We start from the raw sequence: 21,956 nt of genomic DNA on the forward strand, positions 1-21,956 counted from the left end.
GCGCGGCGGCCTTACTGCTGGCGGCGCAGCAGCGTGAAGCCGACCTGTCTATCGGTCGGGCGGCGCACGCTGTTGGCGGCGGCCCAGCCCTCGGGCACCGGCGCCAGGCCGGCCTGCAACGCATGGCTGCAGCGGCTCTGGCTCAGCGGCTTGTCCGCCTCGACGCGCCAGCCGCCCTGGAACTCCAAGGCCGCCAGGGTCGACAGGGCCTGGCCCGGCGCGGCGATGCAGTCGACCTCCGCCGGCAGCAGCGCGCGCAGGCGCTCGACCAAGGGCGTGTTGCTGCGCGCGTAGTCCAGCGGCGCCAGCATCAGGGTCGTCATCAAGAGCCAGCCCAGCGCGACGCCACCGGCCGGCAAGACCAGGCTCTTCCACAGCGCATGCTGGTGGCGCGCGGTGCGCCAGCGCACCAGGGCCAGCCAGGCGATGGTGGCCAGCGCGGCCAGCAGCAGGGCCAGTGGATGGAAGCTCGGCTCGAAGCCCTGCATCAGCTTGCGCAGATTGGCCAGCGGCTGCGCCGGCCAGCCCAGCTGCATCGACAAGTAGTAGATCCAGACGAACAGCGCGCAGGCGCTAAAGAAAAAGACCGAGAACCAGTCCATCAAGGCGGCGATGCTGCGCTTGAGCGTCGGCAGCGCGAAGGCGGCCAGCACGGCCAGCGCCGGCAGGGCCAAGAGCAGCGCGCGGTCGACCCCGCCCATCAGGATGCTGGCCAAGATCGGCACCAGCACGGCGACCAGCGGCACCAGGATGTGCCGGCGCTGCCAATGTATGCGCCAGCGCCACAGGGTCCACAGCGCCAGCGGCCAGGCCGGCCAGCAGAACCAGCCGAACAGGCTCAGCACCTGCCGCCCCAGATCGACGGCACCGCGGTAGGGCGCGATGCGCCAGGCCCAGGCACGGAACTCCCAGGCGCTCAGCGCGGCCAACACGCCGGCCGCCAGCAGCCACCACATCAGGCCGCGCACCTGCTCGTAATGCGAGCGCCGGCACAGCACGGCGCCCAGCAGCGCCAGCGTCATCGCGACCAGCGGCGCGCCGCTGGCGCCCATCACCGGCAATGCGATCAGCAGCGCCCAGCGCGATTTGCCGGCCCGGAACGGCGCCGCCGCCAAGCCATAGAGATAGAGGCTCATCGCCAGCAGCTGCAGCAGCTCCGGCGTGGTCTCATGGCCCAGCTGCAGAAGGCCCAGCGTCGCGATCAGCGCCAGCAGGGCGCCGTCGGCCAGCGCGCGCGCATAGTCGACCGAATGCGCCTCGCCGCCGAAGGCAAAGGCGACCGGCTGGGCCGCATCGGTGCGCGCCAGGTGGAAGCTGCTGTACCAGGTCAGCACCAGCACCAGGGCCAGCGCCAGCGCATAGGGCAGGCGGGCGGCAAATGCCGGGTCCAGAAAGGGCAGGACCTTGATCGCCAGCGCGCCGATCCAGTAGGGCAGCGGGCCGCCCTCGGCCGCGATGCCGGCGATCGCCGGCTTCCACCAGGGCGCATGGCCCTCGGCAATGCTGGCCATGAAGCCGTAGGCGGTCAGATCGGCATTGCGCCAGGGATCGCGGCCGAACAGGCCGGGCAGCACATAGGCGGCGCAGAACAGCAGCAGCGCCAGCCGCGGCAGACGCTGGGCGCCGCGCTCGGCGACGATGGCGGGGGTGGGCAGATTCACGCGCGGATTTTCTTCTTGGTTTGGTCTCGGAGCGCATCATGCCGCATAACGGCCGGGCATTAAAAAAGCAGCCCGCAGGCTGCTTTTTGCGCAAGCTCGGGGAGCTTACTTCTTGAACTGGGCAAACTTGTTGCGGAACTTCTCGACGCGGCCGCCCAGATTGTCGATCGACTTCTGCGTGCCGGTGTAGAAGGGGTGCGATTCGCTGGTGGTTTCCAGCTTCACCAGCGGCAGGGTCTTGCCATCGATGTCGATGGTTTCCTTGGTCTGGACGGTCGAGCGCGTCACGAACTGGAAGCCGTTGGACTGGTCCACGAAGACCACGTCGCGGTAATTGGGGTGAATGCCGTCTTTCATGGGGATCTCGCTTGCATTGCCGGTAGCCGCGCCACACCCTTGTGACGTACTTGCCTGCTCAGGAAAACGCGGATTATAGCCAAAAAATAGGCTCGCCTATTTCGCCAAACGACAACGCCGGGCTAGGCCCGGCGTTCGTGAAGTCCTGCTCGCTGAACCGAGCTTCAACCGCCTCGACGCATCATGTCGAAGAAGTCGAGGTTGTTCTTGCTGGCCTTCATCTTGTCGAGGATGAACTCCATCGCCTCGATCTCGTCCATGTTGTAGAGCAGCTTGCGCAGGATCCAGCTCTTTTGCAGGATCTCCGGCTTCAGCAGCAGCTCCTCGCGGCGGGTGCCGGACTTGTTGATCAGGATGGACGGGTAGACGCGCTTCTCGGCCATGCGGCGATCCAGATGGATTTCGCAGTTGCCGGTGCCCTTGAATTCTTCGTAGATGACCTCGTCCATCTTCGAGCCGGTGTCGACCAGGGCCGTGCCGATAATGGTCAGCGAGCCGCCTTCCTCGACATTGCGCGCCGCGCCGAAGAAGCGCTTGGGGCGCTGCAGCGCATTGGCGTCGACACCGCCGGTCAGCACCTTGCCGGACGAGGGCAGCACATTGTTGTAGGCGCGGGCCAGGCGGGTGATCGAATCCAGCAGGATGACCACATCCTTCTTCATCTCGACCAGGCGCTTGGCGCGCTCGATCACCATCTCGGCCACCTGCACGTGGCGGGCGGCCGGCTCGTCGAAGGTCGAGCTGATGACCTCGCCGCGCACGGTGCGCAGCATCTCGGTCACTTCTTCCGGACGCTCGTCGACCAGCAGCACGATCAGGTGGCAGTCCGGATGATTGGCGACCAGCGCGTGGGCCAGGCTCTTCATCATCTCGGTCTTGCCGGTCTTGGGCTGCGACACGATCAGTGCGCGCTGGCCTTTGCCGATCGGCGCGATCAGGTCGATGATGCGGCCGGTGATGTTCTCGTCGCCCTTGATCTCGCGCTCGAGCTTGAACTGCTCCTTGGGGAACAAGGGCGTCAGGTTCTCGAACATGATCTTGTGCTTGCTCTCCTCGGGCGTCGCGCCGTTGACGCGATCGACCTTGACCAGAGCAAAGTAGCGCTCGCCGTCCTTGGGCACGCGCACCTCGCCCTCGATCATGTCGCCGGTGTGCAGATTGAAGCGGCGGATCTGGCTGGGGGAGAGGTAGATGTCGTCGGTCGAGGCCATATAGCTGGCTTCGATCGAGCGCAGGAAGCCGAAGCCGTCGGGCAGGACCTCGAGCACGCCGTCGCCGAACACCTGTTCGCCGGCCTTGGCGCGCTTTTTCATGATGGCGAACATCAGCTCCTGCTTGCGCAGGCGGGCGACGTTGTCGATCTCCAGCTCTTCGCCCATCTTGATGAGCGCGGAGACGTGCAAGGCCTTCAGTTCGGAAAGATGCATGGGTGAACACCCGGTAGGGGGTCGGAGGTCCTGCCAAGGACCGCAGACAAACACTTCGGCAGCCCGTCGGCGTTCGGCGGCGCGGCCTCGTCGATGATTGAATCATCGAGCCGGCCGGCAACGCTGCAAGCAAGAAACAAACGCGGGAGCTTGGGCGCCGAGTCCACGCGCCAAAACCCTTGGAAGGGCCGGGCGTGTTGGCAATTTGCTGTTGGACGCGAATGGCGGGTGCCGCCATTCGCATTCAGCAGATGGGAGGGATTATAGGTTAGCGTCCAGGAAGGCCGTCAACTGGGCCTTGGACAGCGCGCCGACCTTGGTGGCGGCGAGCTGGCCGTCCTTGAACAGCATCAAGGTCGGGATGCCGCGGATGCCGAACTTGGCCGGCACTTCGCGGTTCTCGTCGACATTCATCTTGGCGATCTGCAGCTTGTCGCCGTAGCCGGCCGCGACCTCGTCCAGGATCGGCGCGATCATCTTGCAGGGGCCGCACCATTCGGCCCAGTAGTCGACCAGCACCGGCTTGCCGGACTGGATCACGTCGGTGTCGAACGACGCGTCGGAAATATGTTTGATCAAATCGCTCATGGAAGGTCCTTGGACGGGCGGCGCCAGGTGGGTCGGGCACCGATGCACAATGATTCTGACACAAAGCCCCGCGACGCGATGGCGCCGGGGCCATGCCCATAGATGGTGGGAGGAGAGCGAATTGCAATTGCAGGAATTGCAGGTTTTGCCGCTGGATGCCGCGCATAGAGCCGACGTGTTCTGGCAGCGCGTCGCCGAGCGGGCCGGCGCCTGGCTGGCCGAGCAGGGCGCCAGCGTGCGCGATGCGGTGCTGCTGCTGCCTTTTGCGCAGCAGCTGGCACCGGCCCGGCGCGCCTGGGTGCAGCGTTCGGCGCAGTGGCAGCCGCGCATCGAGACCACGCACAGCCTGGCCGCCGCCCTGGGTCCCAACTACCTGGCCCAGGCCCAGCAGATCAGCTTCGACCCGGCGATCGACGCGCTCAGCGCCGCCCAGCTGCTGCAGGGGCAGAGCTGGGCGCAGGAGCTGCGCCGGCGCGATCCGCGCGCGTTCCGGCTGGCGCTGACGCGCCTGGTCGAGGCCGCGCATGCCTTGCTGCGCGCAGCCTACCAGCGCGCGCCGGCGCGGCGCGAGGCCTTCTGGCAGCAGGCGCGCCAGGTGCTGGCCGAGGTGCCGGGGCCGGGGCGGCTGGAGCGGGCGCTGGCGGCGGTGGCGCTGGAATGGGCTGCCAGCGACGGTCGCCAGGCGGCCACCGATGCCTTGTTCGAGCTGCGGCCCAGCGCCTGGATCCAGGTCCAGGCCGGCGGGCCGGACCCGCTGGCGCGCGCGCTGCTGGACGAGGCGGCCGGGCAGGGCGTGCCGGCGCTGTGCCTGGTGGCCGACGTCGAGCTGGACGAGGTCTTTGCCGAAGCGCCGCCGCTGGGCCGCATCGAAGAGGCGCTGTGCAGCGACTTCGAGGACCTGGCCCAGTGCACGGCCGCCTGCGTGCTGCAGCATCTGGCCGCCGGCCGCGCGCCGCTGGCCCTTGTCGCGCAGGATCGCGTGCTGGTGCGGCGCGTGCGCGCACTGCTCGAGCGCCAGCAAGTGCCGATGCTGGACGAGACCGGCTGGACCTTGGCGACGACGCCGCCGGCCGCGCAATTGATGGCCCTGCTGCGCGCCGCCGCGCCGCAGGCCGGCCTGGACGAATGGCTGGCCTGGCTGAAGAGCGATCTGGCGCGCGATCTGCGAGAACGCGCCGGCGGCGCGGCGCTGCCTCTGCTGGAGGCGCGCTGCCGCGCCAAGGGCTGGCGCATGCCGCAGGCGCTGCGCGCCGACCTGCTGGCACCGTCCAGCGCGCGGCTGTGGGAGCTGGCCGGCGCGGCGCTGGCCGGCCTGCGTGAGGGCGCGCCGCGGCGCAGCCTGGCCGACTGGCTGGCCGCGCTGCAGCAGGCGCTGCAGCTGCTGCGTGCCGAGCCGCTGCTGCAGCAGCACGAGGCGGGCGAGAAGGTGCTGGACGCGCTGTGGCTGTCGCGTTCGCCCTGGCCCGACAGTGCGCATGAGGCGGCGCTGCGCGAGGCGCAGCTGCGCTATGCCGACTTCGTCGCCTGGATCGACGAGACCCTGGAGGCGCAGCAATACGTGCCGCCGGCCGGCGTCGAGCCTCAGCTGGTCATCACGCCGCTGGCGCGTGCGATGCTGCGGCCCTTCGGCGCGGTCGTGCTGCCGGGCGCCGATGCGCAGACGCTGGGGGCCGGCGGCAAGCTGCCGGCACTGCTCAGCGACGCGCAGGCGCTGGCGATCGGCCTGCCCGATCTGCAGCAGCAGCGCGAGGCGCTGGCCTATGCCTTTGCCCAGACCCTGCGCGCGCCGGCGCTGAGCCTGCTGCGCTGCCATGCGATCGGTGCCGAGCCTCTGGCCGCCAGCCCCTTGCTCGACCGGCTGCAGCTGGCGCTGGCCCGTGGCGGCCATGCGCCGCTGGCCGCCTGGCGCGACGAGCGGCCGCAGCGGGCCCTGCTCGCGCGGCCGCAGCCGCGCGCCGCCGCGCGCGCCGGCGGTCTGCTGCCGGCCAGCCTCAGCGCCAGCGGCCTGGAGTCGCTGCGCAACTGCCCCTACCAATTCTTCGCCCGCGCGCTTCTGGGCCTGCAGGAGCAGGAGGAGCTGGAGGCGACCGCCGACAAGCGCGACTACGGCACTTGGCTGCATGCGGTGCTGCATCGATTCCATGAGCAGCGCCTGGCGGCCGAGACGCCGGAGGACGACGGCGCGCGGCTGCAGCGCCTGGCCTTGGAGCAGCAGGCCCAGCAAGGACTGGCCCCGGCCGAGTTTCTGCCCTTCATGGCCAGCTTCGAACGCTTCGCGCCGCGCTATCTGGCCTGGCTGGCCGAGGCCGAGGCGGCCGGCCAGCATTACGCCGCCGGCGAACTGGAGCGCAGTGTCCAGCCCTTCGCCGACGCGCCGCTGCAGGGCCTGGTCTTGCGCGGCCGCATCGACCGCGTCGACGAGCAGGGCGCCGACCGCGTGCTGATCGACTACAAGACCGGCAGCCTGCAGGGACTCAAGGCCAAGGTGGCCCGGCCGCTGGAGGACACGCAGCTGGCCTTTTACGCGGCGCTGATGGCGCCGGAGCTCGGTGCTGAGGCGGCATTGCAGGCGCGCTATCTGGCCTTGGACGACGGCAAGGGCATTGCCGAGGTCGAGCATCCGGAGGTCGAGCGCACGGTGGCCCGGCTGCTGGCCGGCGTCGCCGACGATCTGCGCGCGCTGCATGGCGGTGCGCCGCTGCCGGCGCTGGGCGAGGGCAGCAGCTGCAGCTATTGCAAGATGCGCGGCCTGTGCCGGCGCGATGACTGGTCCGAGGCGGCCCCCTGATGACTGCGATGAACCCGATGAATGCGGCCGCTTACACGGTCGACGGCCGTCTGGCCGAGCGCGAGGACTTCTACCGCGTCGCCTGCGATCCGGCGCGCAGCGTCGTCGTCGAGGCCTGCGCCGGCGCCGGCAAGACCTGGATGCTGGTCTCGCGCATCCTGCGCGCGCTGCTGGCGGGAGCCCGGCCGCAGGAGATCGTCGCGATCACCTTCACTCGCAAGGCGGCCGGCGAGATGCGCCAGCGCCTGAACGAGTGGCTGGACCAGTTCGCCGCCGCCACGCCGGACGAGCGCCAGCGCGAGCTGGTCGCGCGTGGCATGAGCGCCGACCAGGCGCGCGCCGCCGAAGCCGTGCTGGCCGGCCTGCGCCGGCAATTGCTGCTGGCCGGCCGCGGCGTCGAGATCCGCACCTTCCACGCCTGGTTCTCGCAGCTCTTGCGCGCCGCGCCGCTGGAGCTGCTGCAGGCGCAGGGCATCGCGCCCGAGCTGCAGCTGATCGAGGACGAGGCCGATCTGATGCCGGAGCTGATGAGCCGCTTCCATGCGGCCGTGCTGGCCGACGCCCAATTGCGCGAGGACTACCAGGCGCTGGTGCTGGCGCGCGGCCGCAACACGGTGCGCGACTGGCTGCAGGCCGGCTTCGACAAGCGGGTGGAGCTGCGCCTGGCGCAGCGCGAGGGCCTGCTGCTGGACGGCATGCCCGAGGCGGCCAGCGTGATGCCCGAATGCGCGGGCCTGGCGCATCCGCTCGAGCACTTCTGCAGCCTGCGGGCCGAGCTGCTGGCGCTGGCCCGGCTGCTGGGCCAGGCCAAGGGTGCCAAGGCGCAGGAGGCGGCGTGCGCCATCGAGCAGGGCATCGATGACTTTGCCGCCGTCATCAAGGCGCTGTTCACCGACAAGGGCACGCCGCGCAAGGGCCTGGGCGAGCTGCCGGAGCTGGCGGCCCTGTGCGACCGGCTCGAGCGCCTGGCGCGCGCCTGCGCCCAGCACGAGGCCTGGTTGGAGCACCGGCGCATGGTCGGCCTGAGCCTGGCGCTGATCGAGCAGTTCGAGGCGCTGAAGCTGGAGCGCGGCCTGGTCGACATGAACGATCTGGAGCGCGGCGCGCTGGCGCTGCTGGCCGATGCCGAGTTGGCCGGCTGGGTGCAGCAGCGGCTGGACGCGCAGGTGCGCCATCTGCTGATCGACGAGTTCCAGGACACCAGCCCGCTGCAGTGGCACGCGCTCTACGGCTGGCTGGCCGGCTATGCCGGCGCCGGCGGCGGCAGCAGCGGCCGGGTGCCGGTGTCGGTCTTCATCGTCGGCGATCCCAAGCAGAGCATCTACCGCTTCCGCCGCGCCGAGCCGCGCGTGTTCGCCGCCGCGCGCGATTTCGTCCGCGAGGCGCTGGACGGCGCGGTGCTGGCCTGCGACCACACGCGGCGCAATGCGCCGCCGGTGCTGGCCGCCGTCAACGCGGTGTTCGAACAGGCCAGCCTGGCCCAGCAGTACAGCGGCTTTCGGCCGCACACCACCGAGTCCGCGCAGCCGACGACGCTGGACGGCGTGTTCCATCTCGACGCGCCGGCGCAGCCGGAGGCGGCCGAGGAGGCGGGCGGCGTCGATCCGGATCGCTGGCGCCCCAGCCTCAGCGAGGCGCGCCACGAGCCCGAGCTGCAGCGCCGCGCGGCCGAGGCCGAGCGGCTGACGCGCGAGATCCTGCGCCTGCTGCGCGAGGACGGGCTGCAGCCGGGCGAGATCTTCGTGCTGGCGCGCAAGCGCGAGCCGCTGCGCGTGCTGGCGCAGGCCTTGAAGGCGGCCGGCGTGCCGCATGCGGCGCCGGAGGAGCAGGCGCTGCTGGACGCGCCCGATGTGCGCGATCTGCTGGCCCTGCTCGATGCGCTGGCCTCGCCGGGCCACAACCTGTCGCTGGCCCATGCGCTGCGTAGCCCGCTGCTGGGCGCCGACGAGGCCGATCTGCTGCAGCTGGCGCGGCTGGCCGGCAGCGCGGACTGGCTCGACGCGCAGCCCCAGGAGCCGGGCCAGCGCCTGGCCTGGTGGGCGGTGCTGCAGACCACCGACGAGGCGCTGAGCCCGGCGCTGCAGCGCGCGCGCCTGCTGCTGGAGCGCTGGGAGCGGCTGGGCCGCGAGCGTTCGCCGCATGATCTGATCGACGCGATCGTGGACGAGGGCGATCTGCTGGCCCGCCTGGCCAGCGCGGTGCCCGGCAGCGAACGCCGCAGCCGCCTGCATGCGGTCCATGCGCTGCTGGCGCTGGCGCTCGATCTGGACGGCGGCCGCTATGCCACCTTGTACGGCTTCGTGCGCGCGCTGAAGAGCCGCGCGCTGAAGCTGGCCTGGCCGGCCGAGCCGCAGGCGGTGCAATTGCTGACCGTGCACGGCGCCAAGGGGCTGGAGGCGCGTGTCGTCTTCATGATCGATGCCGAGGCGGCGCCGGCGCGCGCCGAGACGGCCACCCTGGCGATCGACTGGCCGGTCGACCGGCCCAGCCCGCGCCGCGTCGCCTTCCTCGCCTCCGAAAGCAAGGCGCCGCCGGCGTTGCAAGCGCTGCTCGATGAGGAGAAGCAGCAGCGCCAGCGCGAGGAGCTCAATGCGCTTTATGTGGCGATGACGCGCGCGCGCTCGCGCCTGGTGCTCAGCCGCACCATCGGCGCCCGCGCGCCGACGCAGCCGACCTGGTGGAGCCGCCTGCAAGCATTGGCGCAGCCGCTGGCCCGGCCGCTGCAGCCGGCCGAAGAAGTGGCGGCTATCGACCCGGTCGCGCCGGCGGCGGTGGCGCCGCTGCTGCTGAAGGAACTGCCGCGCTGGCAGCCGCCGCCCTCGCGCCGCATCGAGGCGCCGGCCTCGCGCGAGGCCGAGGACGAGGCGCAGGCGCGGCTGGGCGAGGCGATGCACCGCGTGCTCGAATGGGCCAGCGGCCCGCGCCAGGGCCAGCCGGTCGAGCGGCTGACCGCCGCGTCCGCGCAGATGTATGCGCTGGACGCCAAGCAGCGCGAGCGCTTGCAGCGCAGCATCGCTGCCATCCTGGGCAGCGAGGCTTGCGCGCCCTTCTTCGATCCGGCCCGGCTCGCCTGGGCCGGCAACGAGGTCGCGCTGAACTGGGAGGGTCAGGACATGCGCCTGGACCGCCTGGTCTGCCGGCATGCCGAGGAGGCCGGCGCGGCGCCGACTTGGTGGGTGCTGGACTACAAGCTGCACGGCGCGCCGGAGCAGAACGCCGAGTACCTGGCGCAGCTGCGCCGCTACCGCGGCGCGGTCCAGCAGCTGCAGCCGGGCGAGCCGGTGCGCGCCGCGCTGATCACCGCGCAGGGGCGGCTGATCGACTGCACCGACAGGCTCTGAGGGAGGAGGGCCGCGGGCCTCAAAAAGGCCTGCTCCGAATCCAGGCTAGAATGGCGGTCTTCGTCGGAGCGTAGCGCAGCCTGGTAGCGCATCTGCTTTGGGAGCAGAGGGTCGCGAGTTCGAATCCCGCCGCTCCGACCAAGACCTTTTCTCGAAACCCGCCTTCCGGCGGGTTTTGTTTTTTGTAGAAGAGGCTCGGGCATCCCCCGACTCTTTGTGCGCGAGGTGGCAAGGACAATCCGCCGCTTCGGCTTTATCGAGCCGCATCAAGACTTGCCATGGCCATCCCACACCTGACCGACGAGCAGACACGCAGCTGGACCCGCGCCCAAAAGGACGAGTGGTGGTTCAAGAACGTGTTCCGCGGCGACATGCCGCAGCTGACCCTCCGTTCCGGCCTGACCGGCTTCCTGCTCGGCGGCATCCTGTCCGCCACGGGCCTGTACATCGGCGCCAAGACCGGCATCGCGATCGGCGTCGGCCTGACCTCGGTGATCCTGGCCTTCGCGCTGTTCCGCATCCTGCACGGTGCCGGCATGGCCAAGGACTTCACCATCCTGGAGAACAACTGCACGCAGTCGATCGCCACCTCGGCCGGCTATGTGGTGACGCCGCTGTTCTCCAGCATGGTGGCCTACATGATGGTGGCCGACAAGGTCATCCCCGGCTGGCAGCTGGTCATCTGGATGATCGTCATCTCGCTGATCGGCGTGCTGCTGGCCTTCCCGATGAAGCGCCGCTTCATCAACGAGGACCAACTGCCCTTCCCGGAGGGCCGCGCCTGCGGCGTGGTGCTGGATTCGCTCTACACCGGCGAGGCCGGTGCCGGCATGTACAAGGCCCGGCTGCTGGCCAAGGTGGCCGGCCTGGCCGCCGCCTACCAGGCCCTGGTCAGCGACGGCTGGATGAAGCTGCTCCAGTTCAAGATCCTGCGCATGGACCAGTGGGCCGGCCTGAAGGAGCCCTGGACCTTCCATGAGCGGGTCGACCAGTACTACTACGCCTGGGCCGTCAAGGCCGAGGCCTGGATGCCCAAGATCCTGGGCACCGACATCCGCGCGCTGGGCCTGCGCTTCACGCTGGACCTCGCGATGGTCGGCGTCGGCGGCCTGATGGGCATCGCGGTGGCGACCAGCTGCCTGCTCGGCGCCTTCATCAACTTCGTCGTGCTGGCGCCGATCATGATCCAGGCCGGAGACATCGTGCAGCGCGTCGCGCCCAGCGGCGCCATCGTGCCGATCTCGCGCGCCGAGATCGTCAACCAGTGGTCGATGTGGTGGGGCGTGGCGATGATGGTGGCCGGCTCGCTGGTGACGCTGGCGGCCAAGCCGGAGCTGTTCACCGCCGCCTTCAAGTCGCTGAAGCGCAAGAAGAACGATGGCGGCGGCGAGGCCAAGGGGCCCGATCTGCTGGCCGACATCGAGGTGCCGCTGTGGGTGTCCTGGATCGGTGTGCCGGTGATGAGCGTCCTGGGCGCCTGGATCACCCATGCCTTCTTCGGCGTGCCCTTCCACTTGGCCATCGTCAGCCTGCCGCTGATCTTCCTGCTGACGGTGATCTGCACCAACTCGATGGCGCTGACCTCCTGGACGCCGACCGGCTCGCTGTCCAAGATCACCCAGTTCACGATGGGCGCGATCGACCGCAGCAATCCGGCCAGCAATCTGCTGCCGGCCGGCATGACCAGCGAGATCGCCTCCAACGCGGCCAATCTGCTGTCCGACATCAAGCCCGGCTATATGCTGGGCGGCAAGCCGCGCCACCAGGCGATCGGCCATGTGATCGGCCTGGTGGCGGGCGCGCTGACCTGCGTGCCGTTGTTCTTCCTGCTGTTCATGCGCCCCGATGCAAACGGCGTCGTCTCGGCCTCCAATATGGTCACCGAGCAGTTCGCCTTCCCGGCCGCAATCCAGTGGAAGGGCGTGGCCGAGTTGATCGCCAAGGGCGTGCAGGGCCTGCCGCTGTCGGCCATCATCGCGATGGCGGTGGCTGTCGTCGCCGCCATCGTGATCGAGGTGCTGCGCATCGTCACCAAGGGCCGCTTCCCGCTGTCCAGCGTGTCGATCGGCCTGGGCGTCGTGCTGCCGCCGGAATCGACGCTGGCGATGTTCATCGGCGCGCTGCTGTTCTGGATCATGAGCAAGCGTTTCAAGGACGCCAAGAGCGCCGGCTACCGGCGCTGGGTCGAGGGCTGCGAGCCGATCTGCGCCGGCCTGATCTCCGGTGCGGCCCTGATGGGCATCGGCAATGCCATCCTCAACGTGCTGATCGCCTGAGGCAAAATCGACATCTGACTGACCGTAGCTCAACTGGATAGAGCAGCTGCCTTCTAAGCAGCAGGTCGGGGGTTCGAGTCCCTCCGGTCAGGCCAATAATGCGAATCTGGTCGACTCACGTAGGCGCGTTTGCCCTTGAAGGCCCAGTAATCATTGGCGTTTTCATGGCAGGTTGACGCACAAGGGATCTTTACATCGCAAGCAAGGTGGGGGAACATTCGGGGGAACGGTAGTCATTTTCTACCCTTCCTGGAGTTTGTTCCCCCATGCTGACTGATGCGGCTTGTAAGAATGCCTCTTGTCCCGAGGGCAAGACCCGCGTCCGCTTCCCCGATTCTGGCGGGCTCTACCTTGAAGTGACGCCGAACGGGTCCAAACGCTGGTTTGCGAAGTACCGATTCGGTGGTAAAGAGAAGCGGCTTGCTCTCGGTAGCTATCCAGACGTATCGCTGAAGTCGGCACGCGCTGGACGTGACGCAGCGCGCAAGACGCGCACAGAGGGTACGGATCCGGTTCAGCAGCGCCGGATCGAAAAGCTGGCAAGCGCGGTCTCTAGCACCGTCACTTTCGAGGCTGTCTCGCGCGAGTTTCACCGTGGCCGTGTAGGCGCGGTCAGCGCCCAGTACTCGGCCCGCTGGATTGAGCGCATGGAGAAGGATCTATTTCCCTGGATCGGTAGTCTTCCGTTGGCTGACATCACGGCACCGCTATTGCTCCATACCCTACGCCGGGTGGAGGGCAGGGGAGCGAAAGAGACGGCGCATACGTTGCGTCAAACGGCCGGGCAGGTGTTCAGGTACGGGATCGCTACCGGGCGCTGCGAACGCAACCCTGCCACCGATCTGCATGGCGCCTTGATGCCTGTCATGGTTAAACATATGGCGGCCGTCTTGGAGCCCTCCAAAGCTGGCGAACTGATGCGCAGCATCGCTGGCTATCCCGGTCAGCCAACTACAGCGGCTGCGCTCCTGCTGTCAGCGTTGTTGTTTCAACGGCCTGCCAACATCCGCATGATGGAGTGGGCTGAACTCGATCTTGAAGCGGCTTTGTGGACGATTCCGGCCGCCAAGATGAAGCGGACTGTTCATGGCAAGGTCAATGGCCGGCCGCACCTTGTACCGCTACCCAGGCAGGCGGTTCACGCCTTGACCGACTTGAAGCCATTGACAGGTCACGGAGCTTTTGTCTTCCCGTCTCTGCTCACGGGCGAGCGTCCCATGAGTGAAAACACCGTGAATACGGCGCTTCGTCGCATGGGCTACGGCAAGGATGACATGACTGCGCATGGATTCCGTTCCATGGCCCGGACCATCATCGCGGAGCGGTTGCCCGGCGTGTCGATTGACGTGATCGAGGCCCAACTTGCTCACGGGAAAAGCGGCCCCCTGGGTATGGCTTACGACCGCGCCGAATACATGGAACAACGCAAGAGGTTGATGCAAACCTGGGCGGACTACCTAGAGCATTTGCGTGATGGCGCCAAAGTCCATCCCATCAGAGCCGCCTGAGCGGCTAGCGGGTTGATTCTTGCCTTAGGGATCATTCCTTAGGCAGCATGTCCTAAGGAGCCTGCCTGCTGGGCGCTTCCTTAGGGAGTGGTTGCCAATGTGTTGCGTGCCGGCCGAACGGCCCCTAAGGGATAGCGGCCGACGCCTGCTGTACGTCTCTATGGATGCCTTAGGGCAAGCCCCTTAGGGATAGAGCTCGTACGTACGCGGGAGGCAGCGAGAATGCAGGTTGCCCATACGTACGTAGGTACAAGGCCCGTACGTACGGGGCGCTGTATGGGATTGATGGACGCCCGCGGGACTGCGGATTGAAGGCAACAAGAATTGATGACTGATCTTTCGCACTGGAACTTTGCCGCGAGGTTCACTGCCCGCGAGGCGGCCGCCTTGATCCTTGGCTATGAGCCGGATGATGCTTGGAAACCCAATGCGGGTGTTAGTCATCGACTCTCCGTGGTGTACGAACGGATGAGGCATGACTTCGATGAAGTCGTGAGGAACTGTCGGCGCATGCGCGAGGCGCGCAAGCCGGGGAACTTTGACATTCCAGCGTTTCTATCCGCAGGTCTGCTTATCAGCGAATCTCTCTATGCAGAGCTAAAGCGGCCAATAACGGCTGCGCAGGACAACTTTATGCCGATCCGGCATGTGGAATTTGCAAAGTTTGACACTCAGGTGTTCAAGCGCAAGGCGATCCAGATCTGGGTCAGAAACAACAAGATGGACTCGGCATACGATTTTTCATCACCTGCTGAGCGGGACTTGACTAGAACGGAGGCAGCACAAGCTATCGAGATCGACCCGGCCGACCTGCCGGACGAACTTCATGCGGCCAACATCGCATTTCGGGCGGTGACGAACGGGCATGGCGACCCTGAAGCCACGTTCAAGAACCGACTGATGCAGTACCTGCGCGCCAATTTCGACTTCTCGGACGAGGCCGTGCAACGCATCGCGACGGTTGCCAACCCCGACAAGAGCGCCGGCCGCAGGAAACGGGCGGCCTAATGGCCGACCTATACAAACCCAGTATCCATGCGGCTTAGCGCAATGGTCTGGGTATTCTCGTTGGCCTATTGGCGGGCCATACCAGCTATTCCTTAGGTAGCGGTCAAGGAGACAGTGCGTCCACATTCACTCAACAGGACGCACATGCAACCTAACCCCCTCGAAGCCGCTCGCGGCAATGACCGCAACCCACAACCGCTGCATGCGGTGCAACTGTCCGATGCGCTGCTGCGCATCCAAACCGTGGCGCAGGCAACAGGCCTGTCCGACGCTACCATCTATCGCAAACTAGCGGCTGGCGAGTTCCCCGAGCCGGTCCGGCTGGGCAAGCGTTGCACCCGCTGGAAGGCGGCCGACGTTCGCACCTGGATTCAGTCCCAAGGTGGCTGCTGATGGGCAAGCGATTCGACCGCTCCGTGCTGCCTGATCCGGCGGATTTCTATGGAAACGAAGGACTGGCGCTAATAGGGCCGGGTCTATGGAAAACCACCCGCTGCGTCTTCCACGGCGGCAGCGACTCTATGAGGATCTCCATGGAGAACGGCGCCTACCGTTGCATGGCTTGCGGCCAGTCGGGGGGAGACGTGCTTAACTACTACATGGAAGTCCATGGAGCCGAGTTCATGGAAGCTGCCGAAGCCTTGGCCGCAACGCTGGATGATGGCAAGCCCCAGCAACCACGGCGCAAAACCACGCTGACAGCAACTGCTGCGCTCGCGCAGATTCAGGCCGAAGCGTGGTTCGTTGCCTGCACGGCGCTGGCTACGGCCGATGCGATCAAGGAACCAGCGGCCCGGGCGCGGCTCATCGAGGCGTCCCGCACGATCCAAAACGTGATGCAGGAGTTCGCTGAATGACGGCCATCACCAAACCCGATTGGGCCAAGCTGGACGCGGATCGTGCCAAGCAGGCATTGGCGGCGGCAGCCAAGCCAGGCTCCGAGGCTGACGGTGTTGTTCTCACTTGCGCAGCTTCCCTGAAGCCCGCGCCGGTGTCCTGGCTGTGGCCCGACTGGCTCGCACAAGGCAAGCTGCACATCCTGGCCGGCGCGCCGGGGCAGGGCAAGACGACAATTGCGCTTGCCCTGGCTGCAACGGTCACGACCGGCGGGTACTGGCCTGATGGTACGCGCAGCGCAACCGGCAACGTGCTGATCTGGAGCGGTGAGGATGACCCCGCCGATACCTTGTTGCCCCGTCTGTTGGCAATGGGCGCGGACGCTAAACGAGTCCACTTCATCACCGGCGCTCGTATTGGCAATGAAGTCCTGCCGTTCGATCCGGCGCGGGACATGGCCCAGTTGTTGACGCAGGCGGAGAAGATCGGCGATGTGCGGCTGCTGATTGTTGATCCGGTTGTCTCTGCGGTGGCCGGCGACAGCCACAAGAACACGGAGGTCCGCCGCGCCATGCAGCCGCTCGTTGACCTCGGCGCAGCATTGAACTGCGCGGTGCTGGGGATCTCGCACTTCAGCAAGGGCGGTGCGGGCGGCGATCCCGCGTCGCGCGTCGTCGGCTCGATCGCGTTCACGGCGGTGGCGCGCGTCGTGCTGGTGGCCGCCAAGGTGCATAGCGAGGACGGCGAGGACCGACGTATTCTGGCGCGCGGCAAGTCCAACATCGGCCCGGACGATGGCGGGTTTGAATATCACATCGACCAATGCGAACCGATCCCCGGCATTCAGGCCAGCTGCATCGCCTGGGGTCAGGCCGTGGCCGGCTCGGCGCGTGAACTGCTGACCGATCCGACCCACCAGGACGCCGATGACAAGAGCGCGGTGGATGCCGCTGCTGATTTCCTTAGGGAAGTTCTGGCCGATGGGCTTGTGCCGTCCAACACGGTGAAGGACGAGGCCAAGAGCGCAGGAGTTTCGTTGGCGTCGATGCGGCGAGCGTCTGAACAGTTGCAGGTCATCAAGACCAAGGGCGCTGGCGGCGTCTGGTACTGGAAACTGCCGCACCTGAAGGGGCAAGGTGCTCATGTTGCTCAAGATGCTCAACCTTCCAACGTTGAGCAAGTTGAGCACCTTGAGCAACATGGGCAGGACTGCGAGGTGTTTTGATGGGCGCGCATGAACTGCTGCTGCACCTGCGCGGCGCTGGCCTGGACCTGGCGGCCGAAGGCGATAGGCTGACCGTTGCGCCGCGCGAGTTGCTGACCGATGCGATGCGCGCCGCGATCAAGATGCACAAACCTGCGTTGCTAGAAGCACTCAGGCCCGGGGCCGAGGAGGCTGCTGGCTGTGCGGCTGTGGGTGATAGCGTTCTTGACGATCGCATTGTCTGTACTGACTGCCTGCACTTCAGGCCGAATGGGATGCAGTGTCGAAATCGCTGGGTTGCTGGCGTGCCGCGCGAACTGGGTGCCGACCTGGCAACGAAGCCGCAGCGCTGCCCCGGATTCCGCGCTGCCGCCGCAAGGCACGCCCACTGAAATCGGTCCAGGCGCCACCGCTATGCCGGCAACACATCAAGGGGACTGCGCACAGCCCCGCCACCCATGCGCAGCACATGCGTGTAAATCATCGTGGTGGCTACATCCGCATGGCCCAGCAGTTCCTGTACGGTGCGGATGTCGCTGCCGCCTTGCAGCAGATGCGTGGCGAAGCAATGGCGCAGCGTATGCGGCGTGGCAGGCTTGTGAATGTCGGCCAGGCGAATCGCCCGCTTGAAGGCCCGCTGGAACGTCTCGTCGTAGAGGTGATGGCGCCGAACGATCCCGCTGCGCGGGTCGGTCGAGTGGTGGTCTTGAGGGAACAGCCAGAACCAGCCCCAACTGGCGCCTGCACGCGGGTACTTGCGCTCCAGCGCATAGGGCATTTCGACACCGGCGCGGCCGTCTTCAACATCCCGATACCAAACCTGCCGGCCTGCCGCCAGTTGCGCCCGCAGGCCCGGCACCAGCGATGCCGGCAGCATCACCACCCGGTCCTTGCCGCCCTTGCCCTGTCGTACGTAGATGGCGCGCTGCGCGAAATCAATGTCCTTGACCCGCAGTCCCAACGCCTCGGAAATCCGCAGGCCCGTGCCGTACAGCAGCCGGGCCAGCAGTTGATGCTCGCCCGTCATATGCCCCAGGACCGTCGCTACCTCATCGACGTTCAACACCACCGGCAGGCGGCGCTTTGGTATCGGCCGGCCGATCTCCTGCATCCACGGCAGTTGCTGACCCAGCACCTTGCCATAGAGAAATAGCAGGGCCGACAAGGCCTGTCGATGGCTGGACGGCGCCAAACCGCGATCCGCCGCCAGGTGCGTCAAGAACACCTCAACCTCAGGCCCGCCCATCGTCGCCGGATGCTTCAAGCCATGGAAACGGATGAAGGCGCGGCACCAGTGCAAATACGCCTGCTCGGTGCGCAGGCTGTAATGCATCATGCGGATGCGTTCGCGCAACTGTTCCAGCAACCTGGAAGCCTTCAGAGGCGGTAAATCGACGATAGGAGCGGGACGGAGCAGGGCGCGTGGTGGCGTGGTGCGGGCAACGGATGGCAACATGATGCATGCCTCTCTCGGACGGAGGCCGCGAACACCGTCCGGGCGCTTTGTAACTGGCGCGGCTTTTGACGGAAAATTTAGTACTGTATGAACAAACAGTCAAATGAAATAAAAAGTCAGCGCCATCAAGCACTTGGACCGCGCTCAAGGCAGTCTGTTACTGCGCGGGTTGCCGCGATACGCCGCGCCTGCCTGCGGTCTACAACACGTTAGGTATCCAAAAAAACGATGGCGCCAGCCCGCATATCTGCTATTGCCCTGGTGGCCGTTCTGGTCCCATCGATCGCCGTCGCTGGTGCGTCGAACTGCTGGGTCAAGAAGGTTGCGCTAGAAGGCGACGCCATTCATGTAACCTTTGAGGCGCCGTCAGCGCTGGCCTATTCTGGGACCGCGGTGCTCATTAACGCGACGCAAGAAGCTCCGTTTGCCGCGACCTACGCACTTGGCCGAAACCAGCAACTTCAGGTAAAGCGTTTGCCAACCAGCCCGGAGCGCTGTGAGCTTGAGCCCGTGATCGGCGCGGCATTCAACGGCGTCGCTCGCAATGTCTGGCTGCTCCAGCCCGGAACGTCTGACCTGATCGTCATGGCGACAATAGTCAAAGCGGAGACGAAATAGCGTATGTCGATACCTAACCAATCATTGCAGAGGACCGGCGCCAGCTACGCTTGCTGGTCCTCTGAATTCATACGTTAGGCTGCATATGCGAACTATCCAGAACTTCATTGGACTTTCTCTACTTGCACTCATTGGGTGTAGCAACAGCCAGAGCGTCGAAGTACGCATCCTGCCAAAGTCCTATCAAGTAGGCTCAATCAAGTCGGAGCTTGCAACGCCTGTAGTGGAAGAAGTCATTCGAGTCAGGGCCAGCAATGTTCTCGTCCTCACCTGCACCAATACACCACAAGCCAAAGTGCAGCAGTTCCGCACTGAGCTGCTTGCCAAGGCACAACCCAAGATCGAACTGTCGTTCCTAAAAGACGGGTGCAACGAGTAGCTGACCTCGTAGCGTGTCGCTTTGCACAAGAGTCAGTTCGCTCGGCCACTTTTGCCAAATGCCTCAATACAAAGTCGTGCAAAAAATGCGGCCTAACCCTTCCATCGAGAGGACGTCGCCCGGCAAGCCGGTCACCGCCTCTCATGTCAAACGTTAGGTTTACTTCTAAGGGAGTCCGATGAGTTACGTCGCAAAGACATACAACGTGATGATCGCCTCGCCGGGAGATGTTGCTTCTGAGCGGGCCATCATTCGGGATGTCGTATACGAATGGAATGCGGTTCACTCGAACGCTCGAAAGATTGTGCTACTCCCGATCGGCTGGGAGACTCATTCCTCGCCAGAGATGGGCGCATCTGCTCAAGCCATCATCAACAACCAAGTCCTAGATAAATGCGACCTACTTGTCGGTGTGTTCTGGACCAGGATTGGCACTGCAACAGATGACTATGCGAGCGGCACCGTGGAGGAGATCGAGCGCCATATCGAAACCGGAAAGCCGACCATGCTGTACTTCTCGAGCCAGCCGGTTGCTATGGACACGGTCGACCTGGATCAGGTTGCGAAGCTGAAAGGTTTCAAGGAATCCTGCCGTAGCCGCGGTCTGTATGAAGGTTATGACAGCCATGCGAACTTCAGAACGAAGTTCTACCGGCAGCTCCAATTGAAGCTGAATGAGCACCCCCTTTTTTTGAGTGAACTGAGTAAGGCCGATGCAACGCCCGTCGAGGAATCGAAGACCAAGATTCCCGCAATGTCTGCTGAGGCGCGAATCTTGCTCAAGGAAGCAAGCTTGGACGACCACGGAAGCATCTTGTACGTCCGATACATAGGCGGCACCGATATCCAAGTGAACGGAAAGAATGTGATCCCTTCTGGCGAGAGGCGCGAGGTCGCGAAGTGGGAGCAAGCACTGGGCGAACTTGTCACATTGGATCTCGTTGTCGAGCGCGGCAAAAAGGGAGAGTTTTTCGAACTCACGAACCGTGGCTACCAGATTGCCGAGATGATCGCGCTGTAAACCTAACCTCTCATTGCAACCGCCCTGCGCCAGCTGCGCTGGCTGGTCGGCTGAATTCAAACGTTAGGTATCCAAAAAAACGATGGCGCCAGCCCGCATATCTGCTATTGCCCTGGTGGCCGTTCTGGTCCCATCGATCGCCGTCGCTGGTGCGTCGAACTGCTGGGTCAAGAAGGTTGCGCTAGAAGGCGACGCCATTCATGTAACCTTTGAGGCGCCGTCAGCGCTGGCCTATTCTGGGACCGCGGTGCTCATTAACGCGACGCAAGAAGCTCCGTTTGCCGCGACCTACGCACTTGGCCGAAACCAGCAACTTCAGGTAAAGCGTTTGCCAACCAGCCCGGAGCGCTGTGAGCTTGAGCCCGTGATCGGCGCGGCATTCAACGGCGTCGCTCGCAATGTCTGGCTGCTCCAGCCCGGAACGTCTGACCTGATCGTCATGGCGACAATAGTCAAAGCGGAGACGAAATAGCGTATGTCGATACCTAACCAATCATTGCAGAGGACCGGCGCCAGCTACGCTTGCTGGTCCTCTGAATTCATACGTTGGGCGTCGCTGTGACCCGCCCCAAAGACTTTTTCATTCAGCTAGAAAATCTTCGGCACGAAGCAGGAGTCGCTGCGCGCTACGTGTACGCCGAGATGGCTATCCAGCACGCTGCCTCGAAGTCGAAGAAGCTTCTGAATCGCTTGAATGACACACCTACGTTTTGGATCGCGTGTGGAGCGGCCTTTCAGTCAGCCGCCTATATCGCGCTCGGCCGCATGTTCGACACGACGTCAAGGTACAACGTCGAAGAACTGCTGAAGACGCTCGAAGACAACCTGCACCTATTCCAACCTGCTGCGCTCGCCGAGCGCAAACGGAATGGCAAGGCAGAAGATCCGGACTGGCTCGCCGAGTATCTTGCCGAGGCTTACTACCCAACCTTGGCCGACGTACTCCGAATCCGAAAGAAAGTAGACGGTCATCGAGCCGTCTACGAGCGGGCTATTAAACCGGTCCGCCATAAGTACCTCGCTCACCGAGAGAAGCAAGAGCGCTCCGAAGTCAGTGCGCTGTACGCAGCAGGCACGGTCAAGGAAATCTGGCGGCTAGCAACGTTTCTCTTGCAGCTCCACGATGTTCTTTGGCAACTGCTACACAACGGACGGCGGCCCGTATTCAGGGCCATGCGCTATTCCGTCAAATCCATCTTTGACTCGTCAGCGCAGGGAAGCCATGCGCATGAATCAATGGTCGGCGAGGTCAAGAAGTTGATGGCGTTATTGGAAACAGCGACGCCCAACCCTTCCATTGAGAGGACTCGCCCCGGCAAGCCGGGTCGAGCCTCTCATGTCAGACGTTGGGCATCATGACCTACGTCGATCCACGGCAAATATCGGCTAACGTGACAATACCGGGGGAACGAACGGGGGAATAATTTGCCATCGAAACTGTCGCTGGTAAGCATTCATGCGGCCTGCAGGGCAGGATGTGAACTCCT

General features: G+C 65.3%; 19 protein-coding genes and 2 tRNA genes. 16 read left to right on the top strand and 5 right to left on the bottom strand.

Annotated features, from left to right (window positions below; translation table 11 throughout):
- Positions 1–11: 11 nt before the first annotated feature.
- The 4 genes from QWJ38_RS08895 to trxA form a co-directional block, all read right to left on the bottom strand.
- Positions 12–1,661 (bottom strand): hypothetical protein, encoded by a 1,650-nt coding sequence (locus QWJ38_RS08895; RefSeq protein ID WP_290358692.1) that lies wholly within the window; start codon positions 1,659–1,661, stop codon positions 12–14.
- A 105-nt stretch (positions 1,662–1,766) separates the two neighbouring features.
- A complete protein-coding gene (locus QWJ38_RS08900) occupies positions 1,767–2,018 on the bottom strand; it encodes a type B 50S ribosomal protein L31 (RefSeq protein WP_290358693.1) in 252 nt (83 codons plus the stop codon).
- 164 nt (positions 2,019–2,182) lie between these two features.
- Positions 2,183–3,445, bottom strand: coding sequence for a transcription termination factor Rho (rho, locus tag QWJ38_RS08905; RefSeq protein ID WP_290358694.1), 1,263 nt, complete (start codon positions 3,443–3,445; stop codon positions 2,183–2,185).
- A 261-nt stretch (positions 3,446–3,706) separates the two neighbouring features.
- Complete coding sequence (trxA, locus tag QWJ38_RS08910; RefSeq protein ID WP_290358695.1) at positions 3,707–4,033, bottom strand: thioredoxin TrxA; 327 nt, start codon at positions 4,031–4,033, stop codon at positions 3,707–3,709.
- Positions 4,034–4,154: 121 nt separating this feature from the next.
- Here trxA and QWJ38_RS08915 point away from each other — a divergent pair, with 121 nt between their 5' ends.
- From QWJ38_RS08915 to QWJ38_RS08965, 11 genes are all read left to right on the top strand, one after another.
- A complete protein-coding gene (locus tag QWJ38_RS08915; protein WP_290358696.1) occupies positions 4,155–6,821 on the top strand; it encodes a PD-(D/E)XK nuclease family protein in 2,667 nt (888 codons plus the stop codon).
- Entirely contained in the window at positions 6,821–10,162 is a 3,342-nt protein-coding gene (locus tag QWJ38_RS08920) for a UvrD-helicase domain-containing protein (protein ID WP_290358697.1), read from the top strand. The genes QWJ38_RS08915 and QWJ38_RS08920 overlap by 1 nt, the downstream gene beginning before the upstream one ends.
- A 64-nt stretch (positions 10,163–10,226) precedes the next feature.
- Positions 10,227–10,303 (top strand) — tRNA-Pro (locus QWJ38_RS08925).
- 137 nt (positions 10,304–10,440) lie between these two features.
- Entirely contained in the window at positions 10,441–12,438 is a 1,998-nt protein-coding gene (locus tag QWJ38_RS08930; RefSeq protein ID WP_290358698.1) for an OPT family oligopeptide transporter, read from the top strand.
- A gap of 18 nt (positions 12,439–12,456) precedes the next feature.
- A tRNA-Arg gene (locus QWJ38_RS08935) sits at positions 12,457–12,533 on the top strand.
- A gap of 171 nt (positions 12,534–12,704) precedes the next feature.
- Positions 12,705–13,946: a tyrosine-type recombinase/integrase gene (locus QWJ38_RS08940; protein ID WP_290358699.1), complete on the top strand. Its 1,242-nt coding sequence runs from the start codon at positions 12,705–12,707 to the stop codon at positions 13,944–13,946.
- A 327-nt stretch (positions 13,947–14,273) separates the two neighbouring features.
- Positions 14,274–14,954, top strand: coding sequence for a hypothetical protein (locus QWJ38_RS08945; protein ID WP_290358700.1), 681 nt, complete (start codon positions 14,274–14,276; stop codon positions 14,952–14,954).
- Positions 14,955–15,098: 144 nt separating this feature from the next.
- A complete protein-coding gene (locus QWJ38_RS08950; protein ID WP_290358701.1) occupies positions 15,099–15,347 on the top strand; it encodes a helix-turn-helix transcriptional regulator in 249 nt (82 codons plus the stop codon).
- On the top strand, positions 15,347–15,811 hold the full coding sequence (locus QWJ38_RS08955; protein ID WP_290358702.1) for a CHC2 zinc finger domain-containing protein: 465 nt from the start codon (positions 15,347–15,349) through the stop codon (positions 15,809–15,811). Before QWJ38_RS08950 ends, QWJ38_RS08955 begins: the two co-directional genes overlap by 1 nt.
- The gene (locus QWJ38_RS08960) at positions 15,808–17,016 is read left to right on the top strand and encodes an AAA family ATPase (protein ID WP_290358703.1); all 1,209 of its coding nucleotides are present in this window, start codon (positions 15,808–15,810) and stop codon (positions 17,014–17,016) included. Before QWJ38_RS08955 ends, QWJ38_RS08960 begins: the two co-directional genes overlap by 4 nt.
- Complete coding sequence (locus QWJ38_RS08965) at positions 17,016–17,387, top strand: TubC N-terminal docking domain-related protein (RefSeq protein WP_290358704.1); 372 nt, start codon at positions 17,016–17,018, stop codon at positions 17,385–17,387. The genes QWJ38_RS08960 and QWJ38_RS08965 overlap by 1 nt, the downstream gene beginning before the upstream one ends.
- A 20-nt stretch (positions 17,388–17,407) precedes the next feature.
- On the opposite strand, the gene QWJ38_RS08970 is transcribed toward QWJ38_RS08965, so the two are convergent.
- On the bottom strand, positions 17,408–18,451 hold the full coding sequence (locus QWJ38_RS08970) for an integron integrase (RefSeq protein ID WP_290358705.1): 1,044 nt from the start codon (positions 18,449–18,451) through the stop codon (positions 17,408–17,410).
- Positions 18,452–18,679: 228 nt separating this feature from the next.
- On the opposite strand from QWJ38_RS08970, the gene QWJ38_RS08975 reads away from it, so the two are divergent.
- The 5 genes from QWJ38_RS08975 to QWJ38_RS08995 all read left to right on the top strand — a co-directional run bounded on the left by QWJ38_RS08975 (position 18,680) and on the right by QWJ38_RS08995 (position 21,828).
- Complete coding sequence (locus QWJ38_RS08975) at positions 18,680–19,069, top strand: hypothetical protein (protein ID WP_290358706.1); 390 nt, start codon at positions 18,680–18,682, stop codon at positions 19,067–19,069.
- Between the two features lie 85 nt (positions 19,070–19,154).
- Entirely contained in the window at positions 19,155–19,448 is a 294-nt protein-coding gene (locus QWJ38_RS08980; protein WP_290358707.1) for a hypothetical protein, read from the top strand.
- 178 nt (positions 19,449–19,626) lie between these two features.
- The gene (locus QWJ38_RS08985) at positions 19,627–20,469 is read left to right on the top strand and encodes a DUF4062 domain-containing protein (RefSeq protein WP_290358708.1); all 843 of its coding nucleotides are present in this window, start codon (positions 19,627–19,629) and stop codon (positions 20,467–20,469) included.
- Positions 20,470–20,551: 82 nt separating this feature from the next.
- Positions 20,552–20,941, top strand: coding sequence for a hypothetical protein (locus QWJ38_RS08990; RefSeq protein WP_290358706.1), 390 nt, complete (start codon positions 20,552–20,554; stop codon positions 20,939–20,941).
- A 74-nt stretch (positions 20,942–21,015) separates the two neighbouring features.
- A complete protein-coding gene (locus QWJ38_RS08995; protein ID WP_290358709.1) occupies positions 21,016–21,828 on the top strand; it encodes an AbiU2 domain-containing protein in 813 nt (270 codons plus the stop codon).
- The last annotated feature ends 128 nt before the right edge of the window (positions 21,829–21,956 follow it).

It is taken from the genome of Roseateles violae, from assembly GCF_030410485.1.
Lineage (GTDB): Bacteria > Pseudomonadota > Gammaproteobacteria > Burkholderiales > Burkholderiaceae_C > Roseateles_D > Roseateles_D violae.